Genomic DNA, 25,919 nt, shown 5'->3' with positions numbered 1-25,919 from the left:
TTCCTTATCGATTGCGCAATCCATTGCGCAGGAGGAGCCAGAGCAGAGTCAGCGCGGCAAACCACGCGACCGCTACGACAGCCTCCCACCTCGGCTGCAAACTGGAGCAGACATTGAACACTGTAATACTGAACAGGCCCAAAACAAAGTACATCCCTGTGACCTGTGCGTGGCTGGCTCCTGCCTGCACTGCGCGCTGGTAGACATGCTGGGTGTGGGGTTCCATCCAGCGTTGCCCGGAGAGCATGCGCGCCAACAGTGTGAAGCCTGCGTCCACAAGGAAAGGTGAAATCGGCACCAGCAGCAGCATCCACTGGATGTTGGTCTTCAGGCTGGCGATGGCCAGTACCACAGACACCGCATAGCCCAGGGCGCCGCTGCCGACATCGCCCATGAAGATCTTCGCCTTGGGGAAATTGAACGGCAGGAAACCCAGGCAGGCCAGGCCCAGGGCGATCGCGGCCAATGAATAGGGCCACGGCAGCACCGGCGCCAGCCCCAGCGCGGCGATCACCGCCTGGCTGCTGGCGATGCCGTTGATGCCATCCATGAAGTTCCAGATGTTGATGAGCGAGGTGGTGAAGAACAGCACCAGCGCGGCCAGCAGCCAGCTGCCGCCATGCAGCTTCACCAGCCCGGCCAACAGCGCGGCGGCGACCACGTGTACGCACAGGCGACGTACTGCCGGCAGCGGGCGATGGTCATCCCACCAGCCGATGCCGGCCACCAGCACCAGGCCCAGGCTGGCGACCAGCACACTGCCTGCGGCGTCGGGCCAGGCCCACATCGCGGCACCTGCGGCCACCAGCAGACTGATGACGATGGCGATGCCGCCACCGCGCGGGGTGGCCACGCTATGGCTGCGGCGTTCGCCCGGCTGGTCCAGCAACTGCCGGCGCAGGGCGTAGCCCCGCGCGGCCCACGTCAATCCGGCGCTGAGCAGGGCCAGGCCCAGCAGCGCGCCCATCACCAGCCAGGGCATGGCTCAGAGCACCGCGTAGTTCAGCAGCGGCTTCACGGTGCCCCACTCCTTGCAGCTCGGGCACTGCCAGTGGTGGGTACGCGCGCCGAAGCCGCAGCGCGTGCAGCGGTAGGCCGGGTTGCGCACCAGCAACTGATCGGTGATGTGCTTCAGATCGTGCAGGGTGGCGGTGGAATCGGCGCCCTCGGCCAGGGTCAGATCGATCAGCGCCGATTCGCCACGCACCGACGGGCGGTCCTTCAGCTGGCGGCCCAGATAGGCACGCGCCGGGGCCACGCCTTCCTGCTCTTCCATCAGGCGGGTGAGCGCCAGCACCGGGGCGATGCCACGGTAGTGTTCGGTCATTTCCGACAGGAACGCGCGGGCACCGCCGAGGTCACCCACCTTGCGGTAGTTTTCCATCAGCGCCGGCAGCAGCTCGGGCAGGTATTCGGGGTCGTTGCGGGCAGCGCGTTCGAAGGCGCGCACGGCGGCTTCGGCATTGCCGGCGTCCGTTTCCAGACGGCCTTCAATGATGCCGGCGCGCACCGACATGGCATCGGCCTGGTAGGCGCGGGCAATGGCCGCCCTCGCCTCGTCCAGCTTGCCAGCACCGCGGAAGCGCTCGGCCAGTTCGCATTCGAACTGACCGATCAGCTTGCCCATCGGCTCGCCGGTCACGTCTTCGAAGCGGGTGGCGTTGTCGATCGCCTTTTCCCAATCGCGCTCGGCCTGGTAGATGCCGATCAGGTGCTTGAGCGCCTGCGGCGCGCGCTGGTCCAGCTGCGCCAGTTCGGTGAACACGGTTTCGGCACGGTCCAGCAGGCCGGACTTCATGTAGTCCTCGCCCAGCGCCAGCAGCGCCTGCACGCGCTGTGCGTCGCTCAGGTCATTGCGGTTCACCAGGCCCTGGTGCAGGCGGATGGCACGGTCCACTTCGCCGCGGCGGCGGAACAGATGGCCCAGCGCGACCTGGGTCTCGAAGGTTTCCTTGTCCAGTTCGGCGATATGCAGGAACAGTTCGATGGCCTTGTCCGGCTGCTCGTTCAGCAGGTAGTTCAGGCCACGGAAATAGGTACTGGACAGGCGGCTGACCTGGTTGTCACCGTGGCGTTGACCGCCACGCCGGCCGATTACCCAGCCTGCAACAGCAGCCAGCGGCACGAACAGGAAAAACCAGAACCACTCGGTGACGAAATCCATCTTCGATCAGCGTCCATCAAAAGATTGGGGGGAAGTAACCGGGGCCGACGTGGCGGCCACCGACTTGTTGGCGCGGCGCAGCTGGCTGTAGAGCGGAATGACCACGCTTACCAGCACCAGCCCGGCACCGACGACCACGCCGACCAGCAGTGCGGCGATCAACGCCACGCCAACCGACGTATGCAACTGGGTGAACAACAGGTTGATCGACATGTCGGTCATGTTGACCGCGCCGATGATCAGGCCAAGGATCAGGACTGCCAGCAGCACCAGCAGACGGAAAACCTTCATGCGACAGCTCCAATGGCAGGAGCCTGTAGCTTATCCGACTGGCGGGAAAAATCGCACGTCGTCGCGCGACAGGACCTTCAGGCCGGATCGGCGTCCAGCGGCAGCACGCTGCTGACCCGCTCGCGCAGTTCCTTGCCCGGCTTGAAATGGGGAACGTGCTTGCCCGGCAGGGCCACCGATTCGCCGGTCTTCGGGTTGCGACCCAGTCGCGGCGGCCGGTAGTGCAGCGAGAAGCTGCCAAAGCCACGTATTTCGATGCGATCCCCGGCAGAGAGGGAACCGCCCATCATTTCCAGCAACGACTTCACCGCCAGATCGACATCATCGGCCTTCAGGTGCGCCTGGCGGCGCGCAAGGATTTCGATCAGTTCGGATTTGGTCATCGCCGGCTCACATCAGGGGTCACTCAGCCTGAAACGGCCCGGGCAATGCCCGGGCCGTCCAGGAAACAACGAACAGCTACAGGCCGATATTACTCGGACTTGTTGCCGTTCAGCTGTGCACGCAGCAGCGCGCCCAGCTGGGTGGTGCCGCTGGAAGCCGAAGAGGACTGGTATTCCTCCAGCACTTCGCGCATTTCAGCGTCGTCCTTGGCCTTGATCGACAGCTGCAGGGTGCGGCCCTTGCGGTCCATGCCCACGAACTTGGCTTCGACCTTGTCGCCGACCTTCAGGTGCTGGGTGGCGTCGTCAACGCGCTCGTTGGCGATGTCGCGTGCCGAGACGTAACCTTCGATGCCGTCAGCCAGCTCGATGATCGCGCCCTTGGCGTCGACTTCCTTCACCACGCCTTCGACCTTGGAGCCCTTCGGATTGGCAGCCATGTACTGGCCGAACGGATCCTGCTCCAGCTGCTTCACGCCCAGGGAGATGCGCTCGCGTTCCGGATCGACGGCCAGGACAACGGCGTCCAGGGTGTCGCCCTTCTTGAAGTTGCGAACGACGTCTTCGCCGGTGGTGTTCCAGCTGATGTCGGACAGGTGGACCAGGCCGTCGATGCCGCCGTCCAGGCCGATGAAGATGCCGAAGTCGGTGATCGACTTGATCTGGCCCGACACCTTGTCACCCTTCTTGTGGGTGGCAGCGAAGGTTTCCCACGGATTGGCGGCAACCTGCTTCATGCCCAGCGAGATACGGCGACGCTCTTCATCGACGTCCAGCACCATCACTTCGACTTCGTCACCAACCTGCACAACCTTGGACGGGTTGACGTTCTTGTTGGTCCAATCCATCTCGGAGACGTGCACCAGGCCTTCGACGCCCGGCTCGATCTCAACGAACGCGCCGTAATCGGTGACGTTGGAGACCTTGCCGAAGACGCGGCTGTTGGCCGGGTAACGACGGGCGATGTTATCCCACGGATCTTCGCCCAGCTGCTTCAGGCCCAGCGAAACGCGGTTGCGCTCGCGGTCGAACTTCAGCACGCGCACGTCCAGCTCGTCGCCGACGTTCACGACTTCGGACGGATGGCGCACGCGCTTCCATGCCATGTCGGTGATGTGCAGCAGGCCGTCGATACCGCCCAGATCCACGAACGCGCCGTAATCGGTCAGGTTCTTGACGACACCCTTCAGGATCGCGCCTTCCTGCAGCTTGTCCATCAGCTGCTCGCGCTCTTCCGAGTGCTCGCTTTCGACGACAGCGCGGCGCGAGACCACGACGTTGTTACGCTTGCGGTCCAGCTTGATGAGCTTGAATTCCAGCTCCTTGCCTTCCAGGTAGGCCGGATCGCGCACCGGGCGCACATCGACCAGGGAACCCGGCAGGAAGGCGCGGACATCCTTGATGTCCACGGTGAAACCACCCTTGACCTTGCCGCTGATGCGACCGGTGATGGTTTCGTTCTTTTCCAACGCTTCTTCCAGCTCGTCCCACACCATCGCGCGCTTGGCCTTCTCGCGCGACAGGACGGTTTCGCCGAAGCCGTTCTCGATGGAGTCGAGGGCGACCTTGACGATGTCGCCTTCGGCGACGTCGATTTCGCCAGCGTCGTTACGGAACTGTTCGATCGGCACGATGCCTTCGGACTTCAGGCCAGCGTTGATCACCACGACGTCGCCGCGGACTTCAACAACGGTACCGCTGACGATGGCGCCCGGCTTCAGCTTGGCCAGGTTGGCCTGGCTGGCTTCAAACAGTTCGGCAAATGATTCGGTCATTAGATTTACTCTGTTGGACACATGGGTCGGTGGCGTCCCCTTCAGGGGAATGGCGACCGCCCGCCTGTTGGTCGACCCCGGAAACGCAGGTCGTGTGTAGTAGGAAAACCGCCACGCATCATTGCGCGACGGAGCTTGTACAGCACTGCATTGCGCGACCACCACCGATGTTGCTGGCAGCGCTCCTGCGCGAACGGATCAGGCAGCCGGAACCGGAAGCAGATCCATCACTCTGGCAACGACATCTGCGATGCCGATGCCTGTGGTGTCGATGAGGACGGCATCGTCTGCCGGCTTCAGGGGCGCCACGGTACGCTGAGCATCACGGGCGTCGCGGGCCATGATCTCGCGCAGGAGGTCATCAAAGCTAACAGAAACCCCCTTGTCTTTCAACTGCTTATGCCGGCGCTCGGCGCGCTCCTCGGCACTGGCGGTCAGGAACACCTTGTAGGGGGCGTCGGCGAAGATGACCGTGCCCATGTCGCGGCCGTCGGCGACCAGGCCCGGCAGCTCCCTGAATGCGCGCTGGCGCTCCTTCAGCGCCGAACGCACCTCGGGAATGGCGGCAATGGCCGAGGCCAGCGCACCGGTGGTCTCCAGGCGCAGCTCGTCGGTGGCATCGGTGCCGTTCACCAGCACGCGCATGGCGTCGCCCTGTTCAACAAACTGAACGCGGGTGTCGAAGGTGCAGCGCACCAGGGCCGAGGCGTCGGAGGTGTCGATATCGGCCCAGCTGGCCGCCACGCCCACCGCCCGGTACAGCGCGCCCGAATCCAGGTAATGCCAGCCCATGCGGCGCGCCACGATGCGGCTGATGGTACCCTTGCCAGCCCCGGACGGGCCGTCGATGGTCAGGACGGGAGCGAGTGGATTCATGGGGGTCCTTGCGCGTGTGAAGGGGCCATTCTAGCCCCTGCCAGACGCCCTGCGCGGCGACTTTCGTGCAACCACTTGAAACCACGGAGAAAAGCCCGGTAGAATGGCGGGCTTGAACGAGCGTCAACTGCCGATTGTCTTTCGCATATCGCGGCCACGCTCCACCCGAACAACTACTGTTTACGCCGAGGTATGCCATGAAAGTCCTGTCCTCCCTGAAGTCGGCGAAGGCCCGTCACCGTGACTGCAAGGTCGTGCGTCGTCGTGGCAAGATCTTCGTCATCTGCAAGTCGAACCCGCGTTTCAAGGCGCGCCAGCGCTAAGCCTTCCGGCCTTCGGGCCCAGGCTGCCCCACGCGGGGCGACCCGATGCAAAAAACCGCCTTCGGGCGGTTTTTTGTTTATGCGGCTTTTTTCCGCCGTTTTTGCTGTAATCGCCTTTCTTGACCACTGGGGAGTAGTTCGAGATGAAGCGTTACCTGTCCACCCTGGCCGTACTGGCCACCCTGGCCGCCGCCACGCCGGCGCTGGCCGACACCCTGCTGATCGACCGCGCCCGTGAAAAGCCGGCCACCGCCCTGCCCGTCCGCGGCCAGAGCATGCAGCAGGTGCAGTCGCAGTTCGGCGCGCCGAGCGAACAGCTGCAGCCGCGCGGCGGCCAGAAGCGCCAGTGGCCGACCATCCACCGCTGGGTCTACCCGCAGTTCACCGTCTACTTTGAAAAGCAGAAGGTGATCGATGTGGTGGCCAACCAGGCCGACCCGAACGAAATCGGCCCGAAACCGCCGATCCGTTGATCCCCCACCCCGCCCGTGGCGGGCCCGTGTAGCGAGACCATGAACCAGAACCTTCGTTTTCCTGCCGAATGGGAAGCCCAGAGCGGCGTCCTGATTGCCTGGCCCACCGCCGACACCGACTGGGCCGACCGCCTGGGCCAGGTGGAAGAGACCTACATCGCCCTGGTTGCGGCCATCACCCGCTTCCAGCCGGTGCTGATCTGCGTGGCCGATGACGATGTGGAGACCTATGCCGAAATGCGGCTGCGCTCCAACCGCATCGACATGGACAAGGTGCGCTTCACCACGGCGGCCTACGACGATACCTGGCTGCGCGATTCGGGCCCGATCACCCTGCGCCGCGCCGACGGCGGCTTCCAGCTGCTGGACTTCCGCTTCACCGGCTGGGGCGGCAAGTTCGACGCCACCCTGGACGACCAGCTGGTGGGCGTGCTGGACCAGGCCGGTGTGTTCAACGATGCACCGGTGCGCAGCATTCCGTTCGCGCTGGAAGGCGGCGGCATTGAAACCGACGGTGAAGGCACCCTGCTGACCACCTGGAAGTGCCTGCACGAACGCCACCCGCACCGCGACCGCGAAAGCCTGAGCGCCGACCTGGCCGACTGGCTGCAGCAGGACCGCGTGCTGTGGCTGGACCATGGTTACCTGGAAGGCGACGACACCGACGCCCACATCGATACCCTGGCCCGCTTCGCCTCGGCTGACAGCATCGTCTACCAGGCCTGCGACGACCAGAGCGATTCGCACTACGCCGAACTGCAGGCGATGGGCAACGAGCTGGCCGCGCTGCGCACCAAGGACGGCAAGCCGTACCGCCTGTTCCCGCTGCCGTGGGCGCAGCCAGTGATCGACGAAGGCCGCCGCCTGGCCGCGTCGTACGCCAACTACCTGATCGTCAATGGTGCGGTGCTGATGCCGGCCTACGGCGATCCGGCCGACGACCTGGCCCGCGACGTGCTGGCCCTGGCCCACCCGGGCCGCGAAATCGTGCAGGTGCCCTGCCGCTCGCTGATCTGGCAGAACGGCAGCCTGCACTGCATCACCATGCAGTTGCCGCAGGGCCTGCTGAAGGCCTGATGCAAGGTCGCCGGGCCGCGCGCCCGGCACCGCCTTTGTAGAGTCGAGCCATGCTCGACTGGCTTTTGACGTAATCCGCGCGAAGAGTCAGTCGAGCATGGCTCGACTCTACAAAGGCGGCCCATTCAGCGGCCAACACGCCGCGGCACGCCATCCGCGCTAACATGCAGGTTTTCCCCCGCAGGAACGCCCCGCATGAACTCGCGCAGCCCCCTTACCGTCGCCCTGATCCAGGAGCGCAACCACGGCGATGCCGCCGCCAATCTGGCGGTGATCGAAGCGCGTGTGGCCGAGGCGGCTGCGCAGGGCGCGAAACTGGTGCTGCTGCAGGAACTGCACAACGGCCCGTACTTCTGCCAGCACGAATCGGTGGACGAGTTCGACCTGGCCGAGCCGATTCCCGGCCCCAGCACCGAACGCCTGGGCGCGCTGGCCAAGAAGCATGGCGTGGTGCTGGTCGGCTCGCTGTTCGAGCGCCGCGCCGCCGGCCTGTACCACAACACCGCCGTGGTGTTCGAAAAGGACGGCACCCTGCTGGGCAAGTACCGCAAGATGCACATCCCCGATGACCCGGGCTTCTACGAGAAGTTCTACTTCACCCCAGGCGACATCGGCTTCAAGCCGATCGATACCTCGGTGGGCCGCCTGGGCGTGCTGGTGTGCTGGGACCAGTGGTACCCGGAAGCGGCGCGCCTGATGGCGCTGGCCGGTGCCGAACTGCTGCTCTACCCCACCGCCATCGGCTGGGACCCGGACGATGTGCAGGATGAAAAGACCCGCCAGCGCGACGCCTGGGTGCTGAGCCACCGTGGCCATGCCGTGGCCAACGGCCTGCCCGTGCTCAGCTGCAACCGCGTGGGCCACGAAGCCTCGCCGCTGGGCGCGTCGGGCATCCAGTTCTGGGGCAACAGCCACGTGCTGGGCCCGCAGGGTGAATTCCTGGCCGAAGCCGGCACCGACGCCACCGTGCTGGTGTGCGACGTGGACCTGCAGCGCAGCGAGCACGTGCGTCGCATCTGGCCGTTCCTGCGCGACCGTCGCATCGATGCGTACGGTGATCTGCTGAAGCGCTACATCGACTGATCCGGAGACCCGGCATGGCCGTCCTCATCCGTGATGCCGGCCCGGCCGACATTGCTGCGATCACCGCGATCTACGCGGTGGAAGTGACCGATTTCGTCAACACCTACGAGTACGACATTCCGGATGCGGCCGAGATGCTGCGCCGCATGCGCGACATCATCGACCGCGGCTTCCCCTACCTGGTGGCCGAGATCGACGGCCAGGTGGCCGGCTATGCCTACGCCAACACCTACCGCACCCGCGTGGCCTACCAGTGGACCGTGGAAAATTCGGTCTATGTCGATGCCGCCTTCCAGGGCAACGGCGTGGGTACGCGCCTGCTGCAGGCGCTGATCGACGCCTGCACTGCGCGCGGCTACCGGCAGATGGTGGCGGTGATCGGCGAACCCACCAACACTGCCTCCATCAAGCTGCACGAACGCTTTGGCTTCCACCTGGTGGGCGTGTTCCAGGGCCTGGGCCGCAAGCACGGCCGCTGGCTGGACACCGTGCAGATGCAGCGCGCGCTCGGCGACGGCGCCGACACCGCCCCTTCCAATGAATGACCCCATGACTGAAACCCTTCCCGAAACCGGCGACGATCTGTTTGCCGGCCAGCCGGTGCGCGTTGTCGAGCGCGACGGCGTGCGCTACACCCTGCTGGGCACCGCCCACGTTTCCCACGCCAGCGTGGAGGCCGTGGAAAAGGCCATCGACAGCGGCCGCTTCGATGCGGTGGCAGTGGAACTGGACCCGCAGCGCCTGCAGGCACTGAGCGATCCGGACACGCTGGCCAAGCTGGACCTGGTGGAAGTGATCCGCAAGGGCCGCGTGGCCCTGTTCGCCGCCAACCTGGCCTTGTCGGCCTACCAGCGCCGCCTGGCCGAGCAGCTGGGCATCGAGCCCGGCGCCGAGCTGAAGCGTGCAGTGGACCTGGCGCGCGAGCGCAATCTGCCGGTGCACCTGATCGACCGCGAAGTGGGCCTGACCTTCCGCCGCGCCTCTCAGCGCCTGGGCTTCTTCGGCAAGCTGAAGCTGGTGGCCGGGCTCGGCGCCGGTCTGTTCTCGTCTGAAGAAGTGGGCGAGAACGAGATCGAGAAGCTGAAGCAGGGCGACATGCTGGAATCGAGCTTCGGCGAGTTCGCCAGCGAAAGCCCGGCGCTGTACGAAACCATCATTGGCGAGCGCGACCGCTACATGGCCACCCGCCTGCGCGAGGAACACACCCCGCTGCAGCGCGAGGTGCTGGCCGTGGTCGGCGCCGGCCACCTGGCCGGCCTGGCGCGCTACCTGGAAACCGACAACGACGCACCGGCAGCGCTGCGTGCCGAGCTGGAAGCGGTGCCGAAGAAGCGCAACATTCCGTGGTTCACCCTGGCCATCCTGGCCATCGTGGTGACCGGCATTGGCGTGGGCTTCTACCGCGGCGGGCTGGGCGTGGGCACCGAACTGCTGGCGACCTGGGCGATGTACACCGGCGGCCTGGCGGGCCTGGGCTGCCTGCTGGCCGGCAGCCACCCGCTGAGCATCCTGACCGCGATCGTGGTGGCACCGTTCAAGCCGTTCCGCCTGAGCATTCCCACCGGTGCGTTCTCGGCGCTGGTGGAAGCGCGCCTGCGCAAGCCGGCGTACGAGGATTTCCTGAAGCTGCGCGACGATGCGCAGAGCCTGAAGGGCTGGTACCGCAACCGGGTCACCCGGGTGGTGCTGACCTTCATGCTGACCAACCTGGGCAGCATGCTGGGCCTGTGGCTGACCGCCGGCCGGGTGTGGGGCAAGGTGGCAGGCTGAAACCAGGGCCTGCACTGCAGGCATGCGCGTTGAGGAGATGATTGAGCTATGGATGCATATGATGCGCTGATGCGCGACGGCTACGTGGTGGTTCGCCAGGCTATCGCACCGGCACTGGTGGAAGACATCAACCAGCGCATCGCGCGGTTCAAGCAGCGCAACGCGAAAGCGGTGACGCGCAACCTGGATGACCACCAGCGCCTGTACCGGATCGTCAACCTGCACCTGGTGGTGGATGCGATGACCGCGCTGCTGACCGACAACGCGGCCATCGATGTCTGCGACCGCTTCTTCGGTGAGCCCACCACCCTCTACACCAGCCTGTACTACGAGCGCGGATCGGAGCAGTCGCTGCACCGCGACACGCCCGTGTTCTGCACTTCGCCGGGCGAGCGCTACATGGGGGTGTGGACGGCGCTGGACGCGGTGGATGACAGCAATGGCCCACTGCGCGTGGTGCCGGGCAGCCACCTGCTGCCGCCCATCGACCTGCAGGCACTGCGAAAGAAAGTGTTCGGTGACGGCCCGGTCAGCCCCATGGCCGGGGAAGGTTGGGCGGGCTACCAGGATGCGGTCGCGCGCCAGTGCGAGGAAGCCGGATTGCAGGCGCAGGCGGTGCATGTGCAGCCGGGCGATGTGATTGTCTGGCACCCGCAGCTGTTCCATGGCGGTGCGCCGCACCCGTCGGCCGGTACCCGCCGCAGCGTGGTGATGCACGTGACGCCCAAGGCGATGCCGGTGGGCCACATGGACGTGTTCTACGGCCAGACCGCGCTGCCTGAAAAGGCCCCGTGGCGTTACTACCGCCGTGGCCAGCGCGAGATCGCGCGGTTTGGCCATGTCGATTTCGGTCACGAGTACACGCGCCGGACCTGGTTCCTGCGCAAGGCCTGATCGGCAGAAAAAAAGGGGGAGACCGCCCCACTACGACCGGTCTCCCCCCACCACTACACACGGTGTTGCCGCCATTGGCGGCAGTCGAATGGGCTCGGCCCTGCGTTCAGTCGAGCAAGCTCGACTCTACCGGGCGAACGCGGGCGCGGCGGATCAGGCGCACGGCGGCGTTGCGCAGGTCGTCCAGCAGGGCGTAGATCGTGGGCAGGAACAGCAGGCTGACCACGGTGGAGAACGCTAGGCCGCCGGCAATCGCGCGCGCCATCGGGGCGTATTCCGGGCCATCGCCGAACATCTGCGTGTTGGTCAGCGAGATCGGCACCATCGCCAGGATCGCCGTGCCCATGGTCATCATGATCGGGCGCAGGCGCTCGCGTGAGCCTTCCACCAATGCCTGGGTGCGGCCCATGCCGCCACGCCGCAGGTTGTTGATGTGCTCGATCATCACGATGCCGTTGTTCACCACCACGCCCATCAGCACCAGGATGCCGATGAAGGACATGATGCCGAACGAGGTGCCGGTGATCCAGAACAGCCAGAACACGCCGAAGATCGAGAACAGTACGCCGCTCATGATCGCCGCCGGGAACAGCAGCGATTCGAACACCGCGGCCATCACCACGTAGATCATCACCAGCGCGATGAGCAGGTTGAACACCATCTGCTGCATGGCTTCATCGTCGTTGCCGTAGTCGCCGCCGTCGAAGCTGTAGCCATAGCCGGCGGGGAAGTTCATCGGCTTGAGCACGGCCTCGATCGCCTTGCGGCCATCGGGTGCGGTGATCTTCTCGGCCAGGTTGGCCTTGATGGTGAGCGTGGTCTGACGGTTGGTGCGGCCGATCTGGGTGGCAGACGAACCCACGTCCACGCTGACCAGGCTCAACAGCGGCACGCTGCGGCCATCGCCGGTGCGTACGCTGAAGCCGGCCAGATCTTCCGGGCTGCTCTGTTCGGCGCCGGCGAAACGCACCCAGACCGGCACTTCGTTGTCGCCACGGCGGAACTCGCGCATGGGGGCGCCACGCAGGGCCAGGCCGACGAAGCTGGCCACCTGTTCGGCGTTGAAGCCGAAGGCCGCGGCGCGTTCGCGGTCGACGTGGACCTTCAGCTCGCCGCCCTTTTCGCCGTTGTCGATGCGCACGTCGCGCAGCTCGCTGCGCTGTGCCAGCAGCGGCAGCACTTCCTGGCCGATCTCCTGCAGCAGGGTGCTGGAATCGCCCACCAGCTGCACCTGCACGCCCTGGTTGCCACCGCCGCCGCCATCGCCGCCCTGGTTGCCGACGAAGTAGTCAGTGCGCGCGGACTTGGGCAGACCCTTGCGGATTTCTTCCTGCAACGCCTTGATGTCCTTGGCGTGCTTCTCGTCCAGGGTGACCACGGTGGAGCTGCCTTCCTGTTCGCTGTACCAGGAATACACCTGCTGCACGTGCAGGCGCTCGCGGTTCTCTTCGATCCAGGCTTCCACGCGGCCCACTTCCTCGGACATCTGCCGGTAGGTGTAGGCGCCCTTCCACATGTAGCCGATGAAGATGTCCTTGCCACCCTCGCCGCCAAACATGTCCACCTTGGTCAGCTTCATCGGCACCAGGCTGACCAGCACCACCAGCACGATGCCCAGCAGGCTCCAGCCACGGTGGCGCAGCGACCAGTCCAGCAGCTGCGCGTAACGGTGCTGCAGGCGCGCGATCACGCCGGTCTGCGAATGCACCAGCTTGGGCGTGGCCATGCGCGCGGACAGCATGGGAATCAGGCTGACGGCCACCAGCCACGAGGCCAGCAGCGAGACCGAGATGGTGATCGCGATCTGCGCCATGAAGATGCTGATGTTGTTGGTTTCACCAAACAGGTTGGGCACGAACACGATGCAGTGGCACAGGGTGCCGGCGCTGAGCGCGATGGCCACGTTGCGGGTGCCGATGATCGAGGCCAGCCGCGGCTGCCCGGGCATGCGCTCGCGTTCCTGGTAGATGCTTTCCACCACAACCACGGCGTTGTCCACCAGCATACCCACCGCCAGCAGCAGGCCCATCATGGTCAGGATGTTCAGGGTGACCCCGGCGAAGTACATGAAGCCCAGGGTGATGGTGAAACAGATCGGAATGGCCAGGGTGACCATCAGCGTGGACGGCCAGTGGCGCAGGAAGAAGAACAGCACGGTGACCGACAGGATCAGGCCGACCGCACCGGCTTCGGCCAGTTCCAGCAGCGAAGAGGTGACCGCCTTGCCCTGGTTGTCGATCACCTTGATCTGCACATCGCGCATGGAATCCTGCGCGCGAATCGCCTCCACTTCGGCCAGCGCCGCGCGCGAGACTTCCACCAGGTTCGCACTGCGCTCCTTGTAGATGTCCAGACCCACCGCCGGGTTGCCGTCCAGCCGGCGGCCGTAGTTCATGCGCGCCGGCTTCAGGCGCACATCGGCGATATCACCCAGGCGCAGGCCGGTGGCATTGATCACCAGGTCGCGCATTTCCTGCAGGTCGGTGATCTCACCCACCGGCTGCACGCGCACGCGCTGGCCGTTGTCGTCGATCTGCCCGGCCGAGATCGAGAAGTTCAGCGTGCGCAGACGCTCGCTCAATTCGTTGATGCTCAGGCCATGGGCGTTCAGCCGGTTCGGGTCGATGGCGATCTCGACCTCGTTCGGCGGCGCGCCGGTGATGTCCACGCGGGCCACGCCGGGAATGCGTTCGATGCGCCGCTTGAACTCGCGGTCCAGCATGTCATACGCGGTGGTCAGGTCGGTGGTGCTGGCCAGGCGCACCTTCAGCACCGGCTGGTCGCTGCTGGACCACTTGAACACGTTGTAACGCTGCAGGTCGTCGGGCAGATCGCTGCGGATCGCATCGATGCGTTCGCGCGCATCTGACGCGGCAATGGCGATGTCGCGGTCCCAATCGCTGAACTCGATGAAGATCGACGCCGCCTCGGCGGTGGCCGACGAGCGCATGCGCTTGATGCCGGTCATGGTCGCGAGTGACTCTTCCACCGGGCGGATGATGGTGCGCTCCACCTCTTCCGGCGTGGAGCCGGTGTAGGGAATCTGCACGAACAGGAACGGCGCGGAGATATCCGGCAGCGCTTCCAGCGGCAGCCGGAACGAGGCGATCAGGCCGACCACCACCAGCGACACGAAACACATGATGGTGGTGACCGGGCGACGGATGGAAAACTCGGCAACGCTCATGCCGGTTCCTCCGCGCCCGCCGCGCTGCCCGTGGCGCCGTGCAGGCCTTCACCGGCGTGCTTGCGGCCGCGTTCGCGGTAGTAGGCATCGCCGCGGCGGTCCATCAGGTCGTACACCACCGGAATGACCAGCAGGGTGAGCAGGGTGGACACCAGCAGGCCGCCGATCACGGTGATGGCCATCGGCGCGCGTACCTCGGCGCCCTCGCCCATCGCCACCGCCAGCGGCAGGAAGCCGAACAGCGTGCACAAGGTGGTCATGATGATCGGCCGCAGCCGCGAGCGTGCCCCTTCCACCAGTGCTTCGTGCTTGGCCACGCCGGCTTCGCGCAGCTGGTTCACCTTGTCGATCAGGATGATCGCGTTCTTGGTGACCAGGCCGACCAGCAGGATCAGGCCGATGAACACCACCACCGATATGGGTTTGCCGGTCAGCATCAGCGCCAGGATCGCGCCGACCAGCGCCAGCGGAATGGTGAACAGGATGACGAACGGGTGCAGCAGCGATTCGAACTGCGAGGCCATCACCAGGTAGACCAGGAAGATGGCCAGGCCGAAGGCGAAGATGAGCGAGGTGGCGGCCTGCGCCAGTTCTTCGCCCTGCCCGCCGATGTGCAGGCCCACGCCGGCACCCAGCGGTTGTTCGGCCACCATCTGCTGCACTTCGCGCATGGCCGCGCCCAGATCGATATCGCGCAGGTTGGCCGAGACCACCGCCACGCGGGTCTGGTCGGCGCGGTGGATCTCGCTGGGGCCACTGGTGGCGATGACGTCGGCCACCGCATCCAGGGTGACCGGACGGGTGCTGCCCGGATTGACGATCAGTCGGCGGATGCTGTCCACGCTGGCGCGGTCGCCTTCCTGGGCACGCACCAGCACGTCGATCTTGCGGTCGCGGAAGCTGTAGCGCGTGGCGACGTCGCCGCGCACCTTCTTCACCACCACATCGGCGATCTGCCGGGTGGTCAGGCCCAGCGCACCGGCGCGTTCCTGGTCGAAGCGGATCTGGATTTCCGGGAAGCCCTCTTCCACGGTGGATTTGACGTCGGCGTAGTGCGCGTTGCCACGCAGCAGCGCGGCCAGGCGCTGGCCGGCCACTTCCAGTGTGGCCATGTCCTGCCCGCGCAGCTCGATTTCCAGCGGCGTGGAGAAACTGAACAAGGCCGGCCGCGCGAAGTCGACCTGCGCGCCCGGGTGCTGGCCCATGCTGTCACGCAGGCGCTCGGTGATCTCCGCTTCGGTCTTCGCGTTGCCGCCACCGGCCATCACCACGGTCAGCTTGCCGATGTTCTCACCGCTTTCGGTGGGGCTGGCATCCAGCCGGGTGCCGCTGCCGCTGACGCCGTACAGCGAGGCCACGCCCTGGCTCTGGCCATGGGCCAGCTGCAGTTCGCGCACCAGCGCATCGGTCTGCTTCAGCGGCGTGCCGGCGGGCAGCTTCACGGTCATTTCGAAGCGGTCCTGGGCCAGCTGGGGAATCAGGTCCGCGCCCAGCATCGGCACCATGGCCATGGTGGCCACGAAGGCCAGCCCGGCCAGGCCCAGCACCTTGCCCGGATGGGCCAAGGCATTGGGCAGCAGGCGCAGGTAACCGCGCTCGGCGCCAGCATAGGGCTTCATAGCGATATCGCTGGCCTTGCGCATGACCGGGCCGACCACGGCCACGATGCCGCGCCACACGCGCACCACCAGCCAGGCCAGGGCAAAGAAGCTCCAACGCACACTGGCCACGAGCCCGCGACGGCCCAGCGCAACCGGCTTCTGCCAGCGGCTCTCCGGCCGCCACGCTTCGGCTCCGGGTTCTTCCGGGAACGCCAGCGGCGGGCGGCCCTTCAGCGAACTGAGCATCGGGATCAGGGTCATCGACACCAGCAGCGAAATGGCAATGGCGATGGCCACGGTCAGCGCCTGGTCGCGGAACAGCTGGCCGGCAATGCCATCGACGAACACCAGCGGCAGGAACACGGCGATGGTGGTCAGGGTGGAGGCCACCACCGCCATGCTCACTTCACGGGTGCCGACGATGGCCGCCTGCAGGATGCCCAGGCCACGTTCGCGCGCCTTGGCGATGCTTTCCAGCACCACGATCGAGTCGTCCACCACCAGGCCGGTGGCCAGGGCCAGACCGCCCAGCGACATCACGTTCAAGCTCAGGCCAAGCTGGCCCATGAAGAAGAACGTGGCGATGATCGACACCGGCAGCGACAGGCTGATGACGAAGGTGGACCAGCCATCGCGCAGGAACAGGAAGATGATGAGGATGGCCAGCAGGCCACCGATCACCGCGTCCTTTTTCACATCGGCAATGGCGTGTTCGATGAAGCGCGACTGGTCCTCGATGGTGGTCAGTTCGGCGTCGGACGGGAAGGTGCTCTTGATCTGTTCCAGGCGCGTGCGCAGGGCCTGCGCGGTGGCAACGGTGTTCGCATCGCCTTCCTTGTAGATGGCCAGCTCCACCGATTCCTTGCCGCCCAGGCGGATGATCGCTTCGCGTTCCTTGTAACCCTGGCGCACGGTGGCCACGTCTTTCAGCCGCACGGGCACACCGTTGGCGACCACGCTGGAGTTGCCCGAAGAGGCACTCTGCGCGGCCGACGCAGCGGCAACGGCGGCCGCCGAGCCGGTGGACGCGGCGATGGTGAACATCTGCTGCAGGGCCGAATCGGCTGCACTGCCATTGGACGACTGGGTGGTGACCAGCAGGTTGCGGATCTCTTCCAGATCGGCGAACTGGTTGACGGTACGCACCAGGAAGCGCTGCGAGCCTTCCTCCAGGCGGCCGCCGGAGATGTTGATGTTCTCTTCCTTCAACCGCTTGATGACGGTGTCGATGGGCAGGTTGAGCTGGGCCAGCTTCTGCTGGTCGATGTCCACCTGGATCTCATCTTCCAGGCCACCGCCCACCTTCACCGCGGCCACGCCGGTCACCGGTTCCAGTTTCTTCTTCAGGTCTTCGTCGGCATAGCGGCGCAGGCCGGTCAGTTCGCGGATCGCGTCTTCATCGCTGGCCGGCGCGGCCTTGGTCGACAGCACCAGGCGCATGATCGGCTCGGTGGACGGATTGAAGCGCAGCAGCACCGGCGCCTTGGCCTCCAGCGGCAGGTTCAGCGCTTCCATCTTGTCGCGCACTTCCAGGCTGGCCTGGTCCATGTTGGTGCCCCAGGCGAACTCGAGCACCACATCGCTCTGCCCGGTGCGCGAGACCGACTTCAGCTTGCGCAGGTTCTTGACCACGCCCACCGCTTCTTCCACCGGCTGGCTGATCAGGCTTTCGATTTCGGTGGGTGCCGCGCCGGTGTATTCGGTGCGCACGGTGAGCGTGGGATAGCTCAGGTCCGGCAGCAGGTTTACTTTCAGATTGCCCAGCGCGATCAGGCCGAACAGCAGCAGCGTGACCGTGCACATGGCGATGGTGACGCGGCGGCGGGTGGCGAATTCCACCAGGCCGCCGCGCATGCCGGAGGCGGCGCCGTCGCTCGCCGGCGAGGCACCGTGGTCGTGGCCCGGGGCGATCATTGCTGGCTCCCGGCCTTGTCTGCGGGCTTGGCCGCGGCCACCGTGGCCGGCTTGGCCTTGGCCTTGGCGTTGGGATCGGCAATGACCTGCACCGCCGTGCCATCGCGCAGCGCCACCTTGCCGGCCGTGACCACCTGGTCACCGGCGGCCAGGCCCTCGCGGATTTCCACCCACGGACCTTCGGCGTAGCCCAGCTTCACCGGTACGCGGGCGACCTTGCCGGCGCGCACGCGGAACACCGCCGGTTCGCCATCGTCCAGCAGCGACAGGCGCGGCACCACCAGTGCGTCGGCGCGCTGGTCGTAGTCGATGCGGATGCGGCCGAACATGCCCGGCTGCAGAGCGTGCGCGGCGCCATCGAAGGCACTGACCACGCGGAAGGTGCCGCTGCCCGAGTCGACCACCGGCGCGATGCGGTCCACCGTACCGGTGAAGCTCTGCCCCGGCAGTGCATCGGCCGACAACGTGACCGGCTGGCCGGCACGCAGGGTGGCCAGTTCGCGCTCGGGCACGTTCAGCGTGGCCTCCAGCCGCGAGTTGTCGACGATGCGGAAGATGGGCGTGTTGATCTGTACAAAGTTGCCGGTCTTGATCGAGCGCGAGGCGATGACGCCGGAGATCGGCGCCACCACCGTGGTGTAGGACAGTTCCAGCGTGGCCAGGCGGTACTGGGCGCGCATGTTTTCCAGGTCGTAGCGCAGCTGGTCCACGTCGGCGGCGCTGACCATCTGCTGGCCCACCAGCTTCTGGGCGCGCTGGTAGTTGTTTTCCAGCTTGCGCAGCTGCGCTTCGCTCTGCGCCACGGCCAAGCGGGCGCGATCCGGGTCCAGGCGCACCAGCGCCTGGCCGGCGGAAACCCGCTGGCCCTCTTCCACGAGCACCGCCAGCGCCACGCCGGAGGTCTTGGCCACCACCTGCGATTCGGCGCGCGGTTCCAGCGCAGCCGTGCCGGTGTAGCTGGCGGCCACGGCACGATGGCTGGCCACGGCCACTTCCACCGGTACCGCATCGACCTTCTTCTCGTCCTTGGTTTCGGCCTTGGCCTCGTTGTTGGGCCCGGCGGCACAGCCACTCAGCAGCAGGGAGGTGGTGAGCAGCAGCGCGGCAGCACAGGTTGCGCTGCGGCGGCCCGGCAGCAAGTTGGAGTACGACATCGTCAGGTCCCTGGAAGATGCGTGGACGGGGGTGTGGACAGGTGTGCTACCAAAGTAATGCACCACTTCACGGCCACACCATATCCCAAAGGTCATGGTGCCTTCACGCCGCTGGTCGGACCGCCCCCATTTCAGCTAGATGAAACCTGCGGCTATACTCGGGACCGTTCCGTACCCCACGCCGGAACGACCAGACCCGAATCCCGGAAACGACATCATGCGCCCGCAGCCGCTCGCCGCTTGTCTCGCTCTGGCCGTCCTCCTGCCCCTTGGGGCCGCCGCACAGCCCGCTCCTGCTTCTGCACCTGCCACACCCGCACCGGCCCCGGCACCTGCCGCAACGCCGGCGCCTGCCGCGCCCAGCGGCAATTTCGACAATGGCCGGGTGCTGGCCTACACCTGCCAGGGGTGCCATGGCATCACCGGCTACAAGAACGCCTACCCCAGTTACCGGGTGCCCAAGATCGGTGGCCAGAGCCAGCAGTACCTGACCCAGGCCCTGACCGAGTACCGCCAGGGCAAGCGCCGGCACCCGACGATGCAGGCGCAATCGATGAGCTTCAGCGAACAGGAGATCGCCGATCTCGCTGTTTACCTGTCCACCGTCAAGTAAGGCCCGCCCATGTCGAAAGCCGCGCATCCCGTGCGTCACGCCATCGCCCTGTCCGTCGCCCTGCTGCTGGCCGCCTGTTCGCAGTCGCAGGTGGAAAACAGCGAAAAATCCGCCGCCGACCCTGGCCATGCCAGTGGCGAGCACGGCTCGTCATCGTCGGCCGGCCTGCCGGCCGGGCGCGAAGCCGCCGGCGAAGCCCGCGCCAAGGTGAAGGGCAAGGCCACCAACCAGAGCTGCATCGATTGCCACGGTGCCGACGGCAACGCGCCGATCGACCCGACCTACCCCAAGCTGGGCGGCCAGTACGGCGATTACCTGGCGCATGCGCTGCAGGCCTACCGCGCCGGCGACCGCGAACATGCCCTGATGACGCCACAGGCCAAAGACCTGAGCGACCAGGACATTGCGGATCTGGCAGCGTACTTCGGCAGCCGGACCAGCCAGCTGCGGGATCTGCACGGGGTGAAATGACCCCGCCATCCACGCATGGCGTGGATCTAACGGGCACCGGCGCCGGCCACCGGCATTGGTAGGTGCGGACCTTGGTCCGCACACATTGCGCCGTCCGCCTTCCGGTAGCGCCGGGCCATGCCCGGCGGACCACCCGATGCGCCGCGCTGCGCGCTCGCGGGGCATGGCCCCGCGCTACCGCATGCCGCGCGATCAGCCTTCCAGCTCTTCCCAGCGCGCGTACGCAGCGTCCAGCTCGGCCTGTACCTTGGCCAGCTGCTGGGTGTGCGCGGTCACCTCGGCGCTGCTGCGGGTGTAGAACGAGGGGTCGTTCATCGCTGCGGTCAGGCCTTCCACATCGCCTTCCAGCTTTTCGATGGTCTTGGGCAGCTGCTCCAGCTCGCGCGCTTCCTTGTAGCTCAGCTTGCGCTTGGCGGCGGCCGGTTCGGCGGCGACCGGTGCCGCTGCGACGGCCGGCGCCAGCTTGGCCACCACCGGTGCCACCGGGCTGCTGATGCTGGCCGCGTAGCGCTGCCAGTCGCTGTAACCGCCCACGTATTCGCCAATCACACCGTCGCCTTCCATCACCAGCGTGGAGGTCACCACGTTGTCGATGAAATCACGGTCGTGGCTGACCAGCAGCAGCGTGCCGGTGTACTCGCCCAGCAGCTCTTCCAGCAGCTCCAGGGTTTCCACGTCCAGGTCGTTGGTCGGTTCGTCCATCACCAGCAGGTTGGACGGCTGCGCGAACAGCTTGGCCAGCAGCAGGCGGTTGCGCTCGCCACCGGACAGGCGGGTGATCGGCGCGCGCGCGCGCTCGGGGGTGAACATGAAGTCCTGCAGGTAGGCATGCACATGCTTTCGCTTGCCATTGAACTCGAGGAAATCGCGGCCTTCGGCCACGTTCTCGATCGCGCTCCAGTCTTCGCGCAGCACCGCACGGTACTGGTCGAAGTAGGCAATCTGCAGGTTGGTGCCGGCGTTGACTTCGCCCTTGGCCGGCTGCAGCTCACCCAGCAGCAGCTTCAGCAGCGTGGTCTTGCCGCTGCCGTTGGGGCCGATCAGGCCGATGCGGTCGCCACGCAGGATGGTGGTGGTGAAATCGCGGACCATGGTGCGCTCGCCAAAGGCGAACAAAATGTCCTTGACGTCGATGACCTTCTTGCCGGAGCTGACGCCCTGGGCGGCTTCCATCTTGACGTTGCCACTAAGGTCGCGACGCTGCGAGCGCTCGGTGCGCATCGCCTTCAGGCGGCGCACGCGGCCTTCGTCGCGGGTGCGGCGGGCCTTGATGCCCTGGCGGATCCAGACTTCTTCCTGCGCCAGCAGCTTGTCGAAGCGGGCGTTTTCCTGCGCCTGCGCGTTCAGGCGTTCCTCGCGGCGGCGCTCGTAGTTGGCCCAGTCGCCCGGCCAGCTGGTGACCTGGCCGCGGTCGATTTCGACGATGCGGGTGGCCAGCGCGCGCAGGAAGCGGCGGTCATGGGTGACGAAGACCACGCTGCCGCTCCAGCCCTTCAGGAAGGCTTCGAGCCAGTCGATGGCTTCGATGTCCAGGTGGTTGGTCGGTTCGTCCAGCAGCAGCACATCCGGGCTGGACACCAGCGCGCGGGCCAGCAGTACGCGGCGCTTCATGCCGCCGGACAGGCGGCCGAATTCGGCCTCGCCGTCCAGGTCGAGCTTGGTCAGGGTTTCGCTGACGCGCTGGTCCAGGCCCCAACCGTTGGCGGCGTCGATCTTGGCCTGCACGTTGCCCAGCGCTTCGCCGTCGAATTCCTCGGCATGGCTGAGATGGTGGAATTCGGCCAGCCACTGGCCCAGTTCGCCCAGGCCGTCGGCCACGACGTCGAACACCGAACCGGCGGCGCCATGGGGCACTTCCTGTTCCAGGCGGGTGACGCGCACGCCCTGCTGCACGCGCACTTCGCCGTCATCGGGCTTGTGGTCGCCGGACAGCAGCTTGAGCAGGGTGGATTTGCCGGCGCCGTTGCGGCCGATCAGGGCGATGCGTTCGCCCGGCTCGATCGACAGTTCGGCCTTTTCCAGCAACAACGGGCCGCCGACGCTGAAGTCGACGTTCTGCAGAGTAATCAGAGGCATCCCCATAGTGTAAGGGTTGGGGAGGTCAGCCGGAATCTCGCCGGCGAACGGGTGTGTCGGGGTCGGATCCCGTTGCTGCGCAACGGGCTCTGACCCCATCGTGGAAATCGCGTCGTCGGAAATGAAGCGTGGTTATCCCACCGCCCCCAGCAACGCCTGCAACCCCGGTAGCCATTGCTTGCCGGGGTGGCGTACCAGCCACAGGGTGCGCTGCAGGGCGGGTAACGGGGTGTCGAGCACCTGCAGGCGGCGCAGCGCCAGCGGCTCTTCCACTGCGTGGCGCGACAGGCAGGCCACGCCCAGCCCGGCAATGGCGGCCTGCTTGATCGCTTCGGTATTGCCCAACTGCAGGGTCTGGGCGAAACCGTGCAGGTGCGGCAACAGGGCCTGCTCCACCGCTTCGCGGGTACCGGAACCGGGCTCGCGCAGCAGCCAGCGGGCTGCGCGCAGTTCGTGCAGCGACCAGCGCGCGGGGGCGTCTGCGGCAGCGACGATCACCAGCGGGTCCTGCTGCCAGGGCGTGACCTGCAGGCCGCGCTCGTGGCACGGGCCTTCGATCAGCCCCGCGTCCACGTCCAGTTGTTGCACGGCGGCCACTACGCCTGCGCTGTTGTCGATGCGCAGGTCGACTTCGGCCTGCGGGGCCTGCCGCAGCAGGGCCGCAATGCGTGCGGGCAGCAGATAGTTGCCGATGGTGGTGCTGGCCGCCAGCACCAGGCGCAGCGGTGCGCCCTGCCCCGGCGTGCCGCCTGCCGCCAGGTGACGTTCCAGGTCGGCGGCGTTGGCCAGCAGGGTGCGGGCCGGTTCCAGCAGGGCCCGGCCATGCCCGTTCAGCACGAGGCGACGGCCGATGCGGTCGAACAACGGTGTACCGAAGTGGGCTTCCAGCTCCTGCAGGGCCGCGCTGCTGGCCGATTGCGAGAGGGCGATCGCCTGTCCTGCGGCCGTGGTGCTGCCGTGGTCGGCAATGGCGACGAAGACCTGTAGCTGGCGCAGGGTCAGGCGCATGCAATTACCTTTTTGATAGGTAGTTTTCACTCATAGTATTCGTTTTACAGGTAGGTCACTCGGGCGCAGGCTGGGCGCACCTCCTCCGTACCCGCCCGCCATGAACGCCCCTGCCCTGTCTCCCTGGTCCCTGCCCGCCCTGCGCCAGCGCTGGCAGCCGCGCCTGCCCGGCCTGCTGCTGGTGGGGCTGCTGGCGGCGGCGGCGCTGTACCTGGCCGAGCTGCCATGGCTGCGGGCGCATGGCCTGAGCGCGCTGACCGTGGCCATCGTCGCCGGCATCGTGGTCGGCAACACGCTGTACCCGCGGCTGGCCCCCGCCAGCGCCACCGGCGTGGGGTTTTCCAAGCACTGGCTGTTGCGCGCGGGCATCGTGCTGTACGGGCTGCGCCTGACCTTCCAAGACATTAGCCAGGTGGGCGTGGCCGGCGTGCTGATGGATGCCCTGGTGGTGGCCAGCACTTTCGGCCTGGCCTGCTGGCTGGGTGTGCGCGTGTTCAAGATGGAGCGCGAAGCGGCGATGCTGATCGGTGCCGGCAGCGCGATCTGCGGCGCGGCGGCGGTGATGGCCGCCGAACCCGTGGTGCGCGGACGCGCCGCGCAGGTGACCGTGGCGGTGTCGACCGTGGTGGTGTTCGGCACGCTGGCCATGTTCCTGTACCCGGCACTGTTTGCGCTGGCGCAGTCGCATGGCTGGCTGGCCATGGACGCGCGCCAGTACGGGTTGTTCACCGGTGCCACCGTGCACGAGGTGGCGCAGGTGGTGGCCGCCGGGCGCGCGGTGAGCGAGGCCGCCGCCGATACCGCCGTGATCACCAAGATGGTGCGGGTGATGCTGCTGGCACCGTTCCTGGTGGTGCTGTCGCTGTGGCTGGCGCGTGGCGGCAAGGCGGCTGGTGAAGGCACGACCCCGCGCATCGTGGTGCCGTGGTTCGCGTTCGGATTCGTGGCGGTGGCCGGTTTCAATTCGCTGCATGTGCTGCCGGCAGGTTTGCAGGCCGGGCTGGTGCAGCTGGACACCGTGCTGCTGGCGATGGCGATGGCCGCGCTGGGCCTGACCACCCATGTGTCTGCACTGCGACAGGCTGGGCTGAAGCCGCTGCTGCTGGCGCTGGTCCTGTTCGCGTGGCTGCTGCTGGGTGGGTTGGCGATCCACCAGGGTGTGCTGGCGGCGCTGGGCTGAGGGCCGGGACACCGCCATCCACGCGTGGCGTGGATCTACTGAATCAACGCGTGGTACACCCGGCGGTAGATCCGCGCCATGCGTGGATGCCCCCCGGTGTATTCACGCCATGCGTGGATGCCGCCCACACCCCGGGCCCTGCCGCGCAGACAGGTACAATGTGCCATGACTGACTTTTCGACCCTGCCGCTGAGCCCGGCCATGCAGCCCGGCCTGGACGCCCTCGGCTACACCACGCTTACGCCGATCCAGGCGCAGAGCCTGCCCGCCATCCTGGACCGCCGCGATGTGATCGCACAGGCGCCGACCGGCAGCGGCAAGACCGCGGCCTTCGGCCTGGGCCTGCTGCAGGCCATCGACCCCAGCCTGATCCGCGTGCAGGCGCTGGTGCTGTGCCCGACCCGCGAACTGGCCGACCAGGTCGGCAAGCAGATCCGCAAGCTGGCCACCGGCATTCCCAACCTGAAACTGCTGACGCTCGTTGGTGGCGTGCCGCTGGGCCCGCAGCTGGCATCGCTGGAAGGCCACGACCCGCATGTGGTGGTGGGCACGCCCGGCCGCGTGCAGGAACTGGCCCGCAAGCGCGCACTGAACCTGGGCGCGGTGCGCACGCTGGTGCTGGACGAAGCCGACCGCATGCTGGACATGGGCTTTGAAGAACCCATCCGCGAGATCGCCGGCCGCACCCACAAGGACCGCCAGAGCCTGCTGTTCTCGGCCACCTTCCCCGACAGCATCCGCGCCATCGCCCGCGACCTGCTGCGCGATGCGGTGGAAGTAACGGTGGAAGGCGCCGACCAGGCCCCGGCCATCCGCCACCTGTTCTGCGAAGTGGAACCGGCGCACCGGCAGAAGGCGCTGGCCGGCCTGCTGCTGAAGTACACGCCGGAATCGGCGGTGGTGTTCTGCAACACCCGCAAGGACGTGGACGAAGTGGCCAACTCGCTGCAGCAGTTCGGCTTCTCCGCACTCGCACTGCATGGCGACATGGAACAGCGCGACCGCGAGGAAGTCCTGCTGCGCCTGGCCAACCGCAGTTGCAACGTGCTGGTGGCCAGTGATGTGGCCGCCCGCGGCCTGGACGTGGAAGAACTGGCGGCAGTGATCAACTACGAACTGCCGACCGACGTGGAGAGCTACCAGCACCGCGTGGGCCGTACCGGCCGTGCCGGTGCCAGCGGTCTGGCGATCAGCCTGGTGGCAGGCCGCGAGAAGACCCGTGCCGAGGCGATCGAAGCTCAGATGGGTCAGCCGCTGGATTGGCAGAAAACCCCGCTGGCGACCTCGCGCCCGGCCGAGCTGCCGCAGGCGGCCATGCGCACGCTGCGCATCGATGGCGGCAAGACGGACAAGCTGCGCCCCGGCGACATCCTGGGTGCGCTGACCGGCGATGCCGGCCTGTCGGGCAAGCACATCGGCAAGATCGCGATCTTCCCCACCCGCTCGTACGTGGCCATCGCCCGCGAACAGGTGAACAAGGCGGTGGCGAAGCTGGAAGCCGGCAAGATCAAGGGCCGCCGCTTCCGCGTGCGGATGATGTAACCCGTAACGAAAACGCCGGGGGGGGGGGGGGGGCCCGCCGGGCGCGAGTGGGGGGGCGGGGGGC

At 66.7% G+C, this 25,919-nt stretch carries 21 protein-coding genes and 1 pseudogene; 11 read left to right on the top strand and 11 right to left on the bottom strand.

What is annotated here, in order from left to right:
• Positions 1–4: 4 nt before the first annotated feature.
• From IAE58_RS10590 to cmk, 6 genes are all read right to left on the bottom strand, one after another.
• A complete protein-coding gene (locus tag IAE58_RS10590) occupies positions 5–982 on the bottom strand; it encodes a glycosyltransferase family 4 protein (RefSeq protein ID WP_108752872.1) in 978 nt (325 codons plus the stop codon).
• Between the two features lie 3 nt (positions 983–985).
• The gene (lapB, locus tag IAE58_RS10585) at positions 986–2,164 is read right to left on the bottom strand and encodes a lipopolysaccharide assembly protein LapB (RefSeq protein WP_108752871.1); all 1,179 of its coding nucleotides are present in this window, start codon (positions 2,162–2,164) and stop codon (positions 986–988) included.
• Positions 2,165–2,170: 6 nt separating this feature from the next.
• Entirely contained in the window at positions 2,171–2,455 is a 285-nt protein-coding gene (locus tag IAE58_RS10580; protein ID WP_108749389.1) for a lipopolysaccharide assembly protein LapA domain-containing protein, read from the bottom strand.
• Positions 2,456–2,532: 77 nt separating this feature from the next.
• A complete protein-coding gene (locus IAE58_RS10575) occupies positions 2,533–2,838 on the bottom strand; it encodes an integration host factor subunit beta (protein WP_005409286.1) in 306 nt (101 codons plus the stop codon).
• Between the two features lie 89 nt (positions 2,839–2,927).
• On the bottom strand, positions 2,928–4,613 hold the full coding sequence (gene rpsA, locus IAE58_RS10570; RefSeq protein WP_057498113.1) for a 30S ribosomal protein S1: 1,686 nt from the start codon (positions 4,611–4,613) through the stop codon (positions 2,928–2,930).
• Between the two features lie 198 nt (positions 4,614–4,811).
• The gene (gene cmk / locus IAE58_RS10565; protein WP_108749388.1) at positions 4,812–5,489 is read right to left on the bottom strand and encodes a (d)CMP kinase; all 678 of its coding nucleotides are present in this window, start codon (positions 5,487–5,489) and stop codon (positions 4,812–4,814) included.
• A 197-nt stretch (positions 5,490–5,686) separates the two neighbouring features.
• On the opposite strand from cmk, the gene ykgO reads away from it, so the two are divergent.
• The 7 genes from ykgO (at position 5,687) to IAE58_RS10530 (ending at position 11,109) form a co-directional block, all read left to right on the top strand.
• On the top strand, positions 5,687–5,812 hold the full coding sequence (gene ykgO, locus IAE58_RS10560; RefSeq protein WP_005409283.1) for a type B 50S ribosomal protein L36: 126 nt from the start codon (positions 5,687–5,689) through the stop codon (positions 5,810–5,812).
• A 143-nt stretch (positions 5,813–5,955) separates the two neighbouring features.
• Complete coding sequence (locus IAE58_RS10555; RefSeq protein ID WP_108749387.1) at positions 5,956–6,285, top strand: hypothetical protein; 330 nt, start codon at positions 5,956–5,958, stop codon at positions 6,283–6,285.
• A 39-nt stretch (positions 6,286–6,324) separates the two neighbouring features.
• A complete protein-coding gene (locus IAE58_RS10550; protein WP_199933238.1) occupies positions 6,325–7,362 on the top strand; it encodes an agmatine deiminase family protein in 1,038 nt (345 codons plus the stop codon).
• A gap of 195 nt (positions 7,363–7,557) precedes the next feature.
• Positions 7,558–8,445: a carbon-nitrogen hydrolase gene (locus tag IAE58_RS10545; RefSeq protein ID WP_046983810.1), complete on the top strand. Its 888-nt coding sequence runs from the start codon at positions 7,558–7,560 to the stop codon at positions 8,443–8,445.
• Positions 8,446–8,459: 14 nt separating this feature from the next.
• Positions 8,460–8,990, top strand: a complete 531-nt coding sequence (locus tag IAE58_RS10540; RefSeq protein WP_108755985.1) for a GNAT family N-acetyltransferase — start codon at positions 8,460–8,462, stop codon at positions 8,988–8,990.
• On the top strand, positions 8,983–10,215 hold the full coding sequence (locus IAE58_RS10535) for a TraB/GumN family protein (RefSeq protein WP_164271354.1): 1,233 nt from the start codon (positions 8,983–8,985) through the stop codon (positions 10,213–10,215). Before IAE58_RS10540 ends, IAE58_RS10535 begins: the two co-directional genes overlap by 8 nt.
• A gap of 48 nt (positions 10,216–10,263) precedes the next feature.
• A complete protein-coding gene (locus IAE58_RS10530; RefSeq protein WP_199933239.1) occupies positions 10,264–11,109 on the top strand; it encodes a phytanoyl-CoA dioxygenase family protein in 846 nt (281 codons plus the stop codon).
• Between the two features lie 106 nt (positions 11,110–11,215).
• Here IAE58_RS10530 and IAE58_RS10525 read toward each other — a convergent pair whose 3' ends face one another.
• From IAE58_RS10525 to IAE58_RS10515, 3 genes and pseudogenes are all read right to left on the bottom strand, one after another.
• A complete protein-coding gene (locus IAE58_RS10525; protein ID WP_108761813.1) occupies positions 11,216–14,296 on the bottom strand; it encodes an efflux RND transporter permease subunit in 3,081 nt (1,026 codons plus the stop codon).
• Positions 14,293–17,745, bottom strand: a pseudogene (locus IAE58_RS10520) (efflux RND transporter permease subunit); the annotation flags it as partial. The gene IAE58_RS10525 and the pseudogene IAE58_RS10520, both read right to left, overlap by 4 nt.
• Before the next feature lie 62 nt (positions 17,746–17,807).
• The gene (locus tag IAE58_RS10515) at positions 17,808–18,965 is read right to left on the bottom strand and encodes an efflux RND transporter periplasmic adaptor subunit (RefSeq protein ID WP_108761812.1); all 1,158 of its coding nucleotides are present in this window, start codon (positions 18,963–18,965) and stop codon (positions 17,808–17,810) included.
• 217 nt (positions 18,966–19,182) lie between these two features.
• On the opposite strand from IAE58_RS10515, the gene IAE58_RS10510 reads away from it, so the two are divergent.
• Both IAE58_RS10510 and IAE58_RS10505 read left to right on the top strand, forming a co-directional pair.
• Positions 19,183–19,578, top strand: a complete 396-nt coding sequence (locus IAE58_RS10510) for a c-type cytochrome (RefSeq protein ID WP_108752863.1) — start codon at positions 19,183–19,185, stop codon at positions 19,576–19,578.
• Positions 19,579–19,587: 9 nt separating this feature from the next.
• Positions 19,588–20,049: a cytochrome c gene (locus IAE58_RS10505; RefSeq protein WP_108752862.1), complete on the top strand. Its 462-nt coding sequence runs from the start codon at positions 19,588–19,590 to the stop codon at positions 20,047–20,049.
• 192 nt (positions 20,050–20,241) lie between these two features.
• Here the strand turns inward: IAE58_RS10505 and IAE58_RS10500 are convergent, their stop codons facing one another.
• A complete protein-coding gene (locus IAE58_RS10500; protein ID WP_199933241.1) occupies positions 20,242–22,125 on the bottom strand; it encodes an ATP-binding cassette domain-containing protein in 1,884 nt (627 codons plus the stop codon).
• Between the two features lie 132 nt (positions 22,126–22,257).
• Positions 22,258–23,133 carry a LysR family transcriptional regulator gene (locus tag IAE58_RS10495; RefSeq protein WP_199933242.1) on the bottom strand — a complete coding sequence of 292 codons (876 nt, stop codon included), beginning with the start codon at positions 23,131–23,133 and terminating at the stop codon, positions 22,258–22,260.
• 100 nt (positions 23,134–23,233) lie between these two features.
• On the opposite strand from IAE58_RS10495, the gene IAE58_RS10490 reads away from it, so the two are divergent.
• Together IAE58_RS10490 and dbpA are read left to right on the top strand one after the other, a co-directional pair.
• Positions 23,234–24,313: a YeiH family protein gene (locus tag IAE58_RS10490; RefSeq protein WP_199933243.1), complete on the top strand. Its 1,080-nt coding sequence runs from the start codon at positions 23,234–23,236 to the stop codon at positions 24,311–24,313.
• A gap of 165 nt (positions 24,314–24,478) precedes the next feature.
• Entirely contained in the window at positions 24,479–25,855 is a 1,377-nt protein-coding gene (gene dbpA, locus IAE58_RS10485; protein ID WP_199933244.1) for an ATP-dependent RNA helicase DbpA, read from the top strand.
• Positions 25,856–25,919: the final 64 nt, after the last annotated feature.

The sequence above is a fragment of the Stenotrophomonas sp. S49 genome (genome assembly GCF_016624905.1).
GTDB lineage: Bacteria > Pseudomonadota > Gammaproteobacteria > Xanthomonadales > Xanthomonadaceae > Stenotrophomonas.
This window is presented reverse-complemented; position numbering and strand designations above follow the sequence as displayed.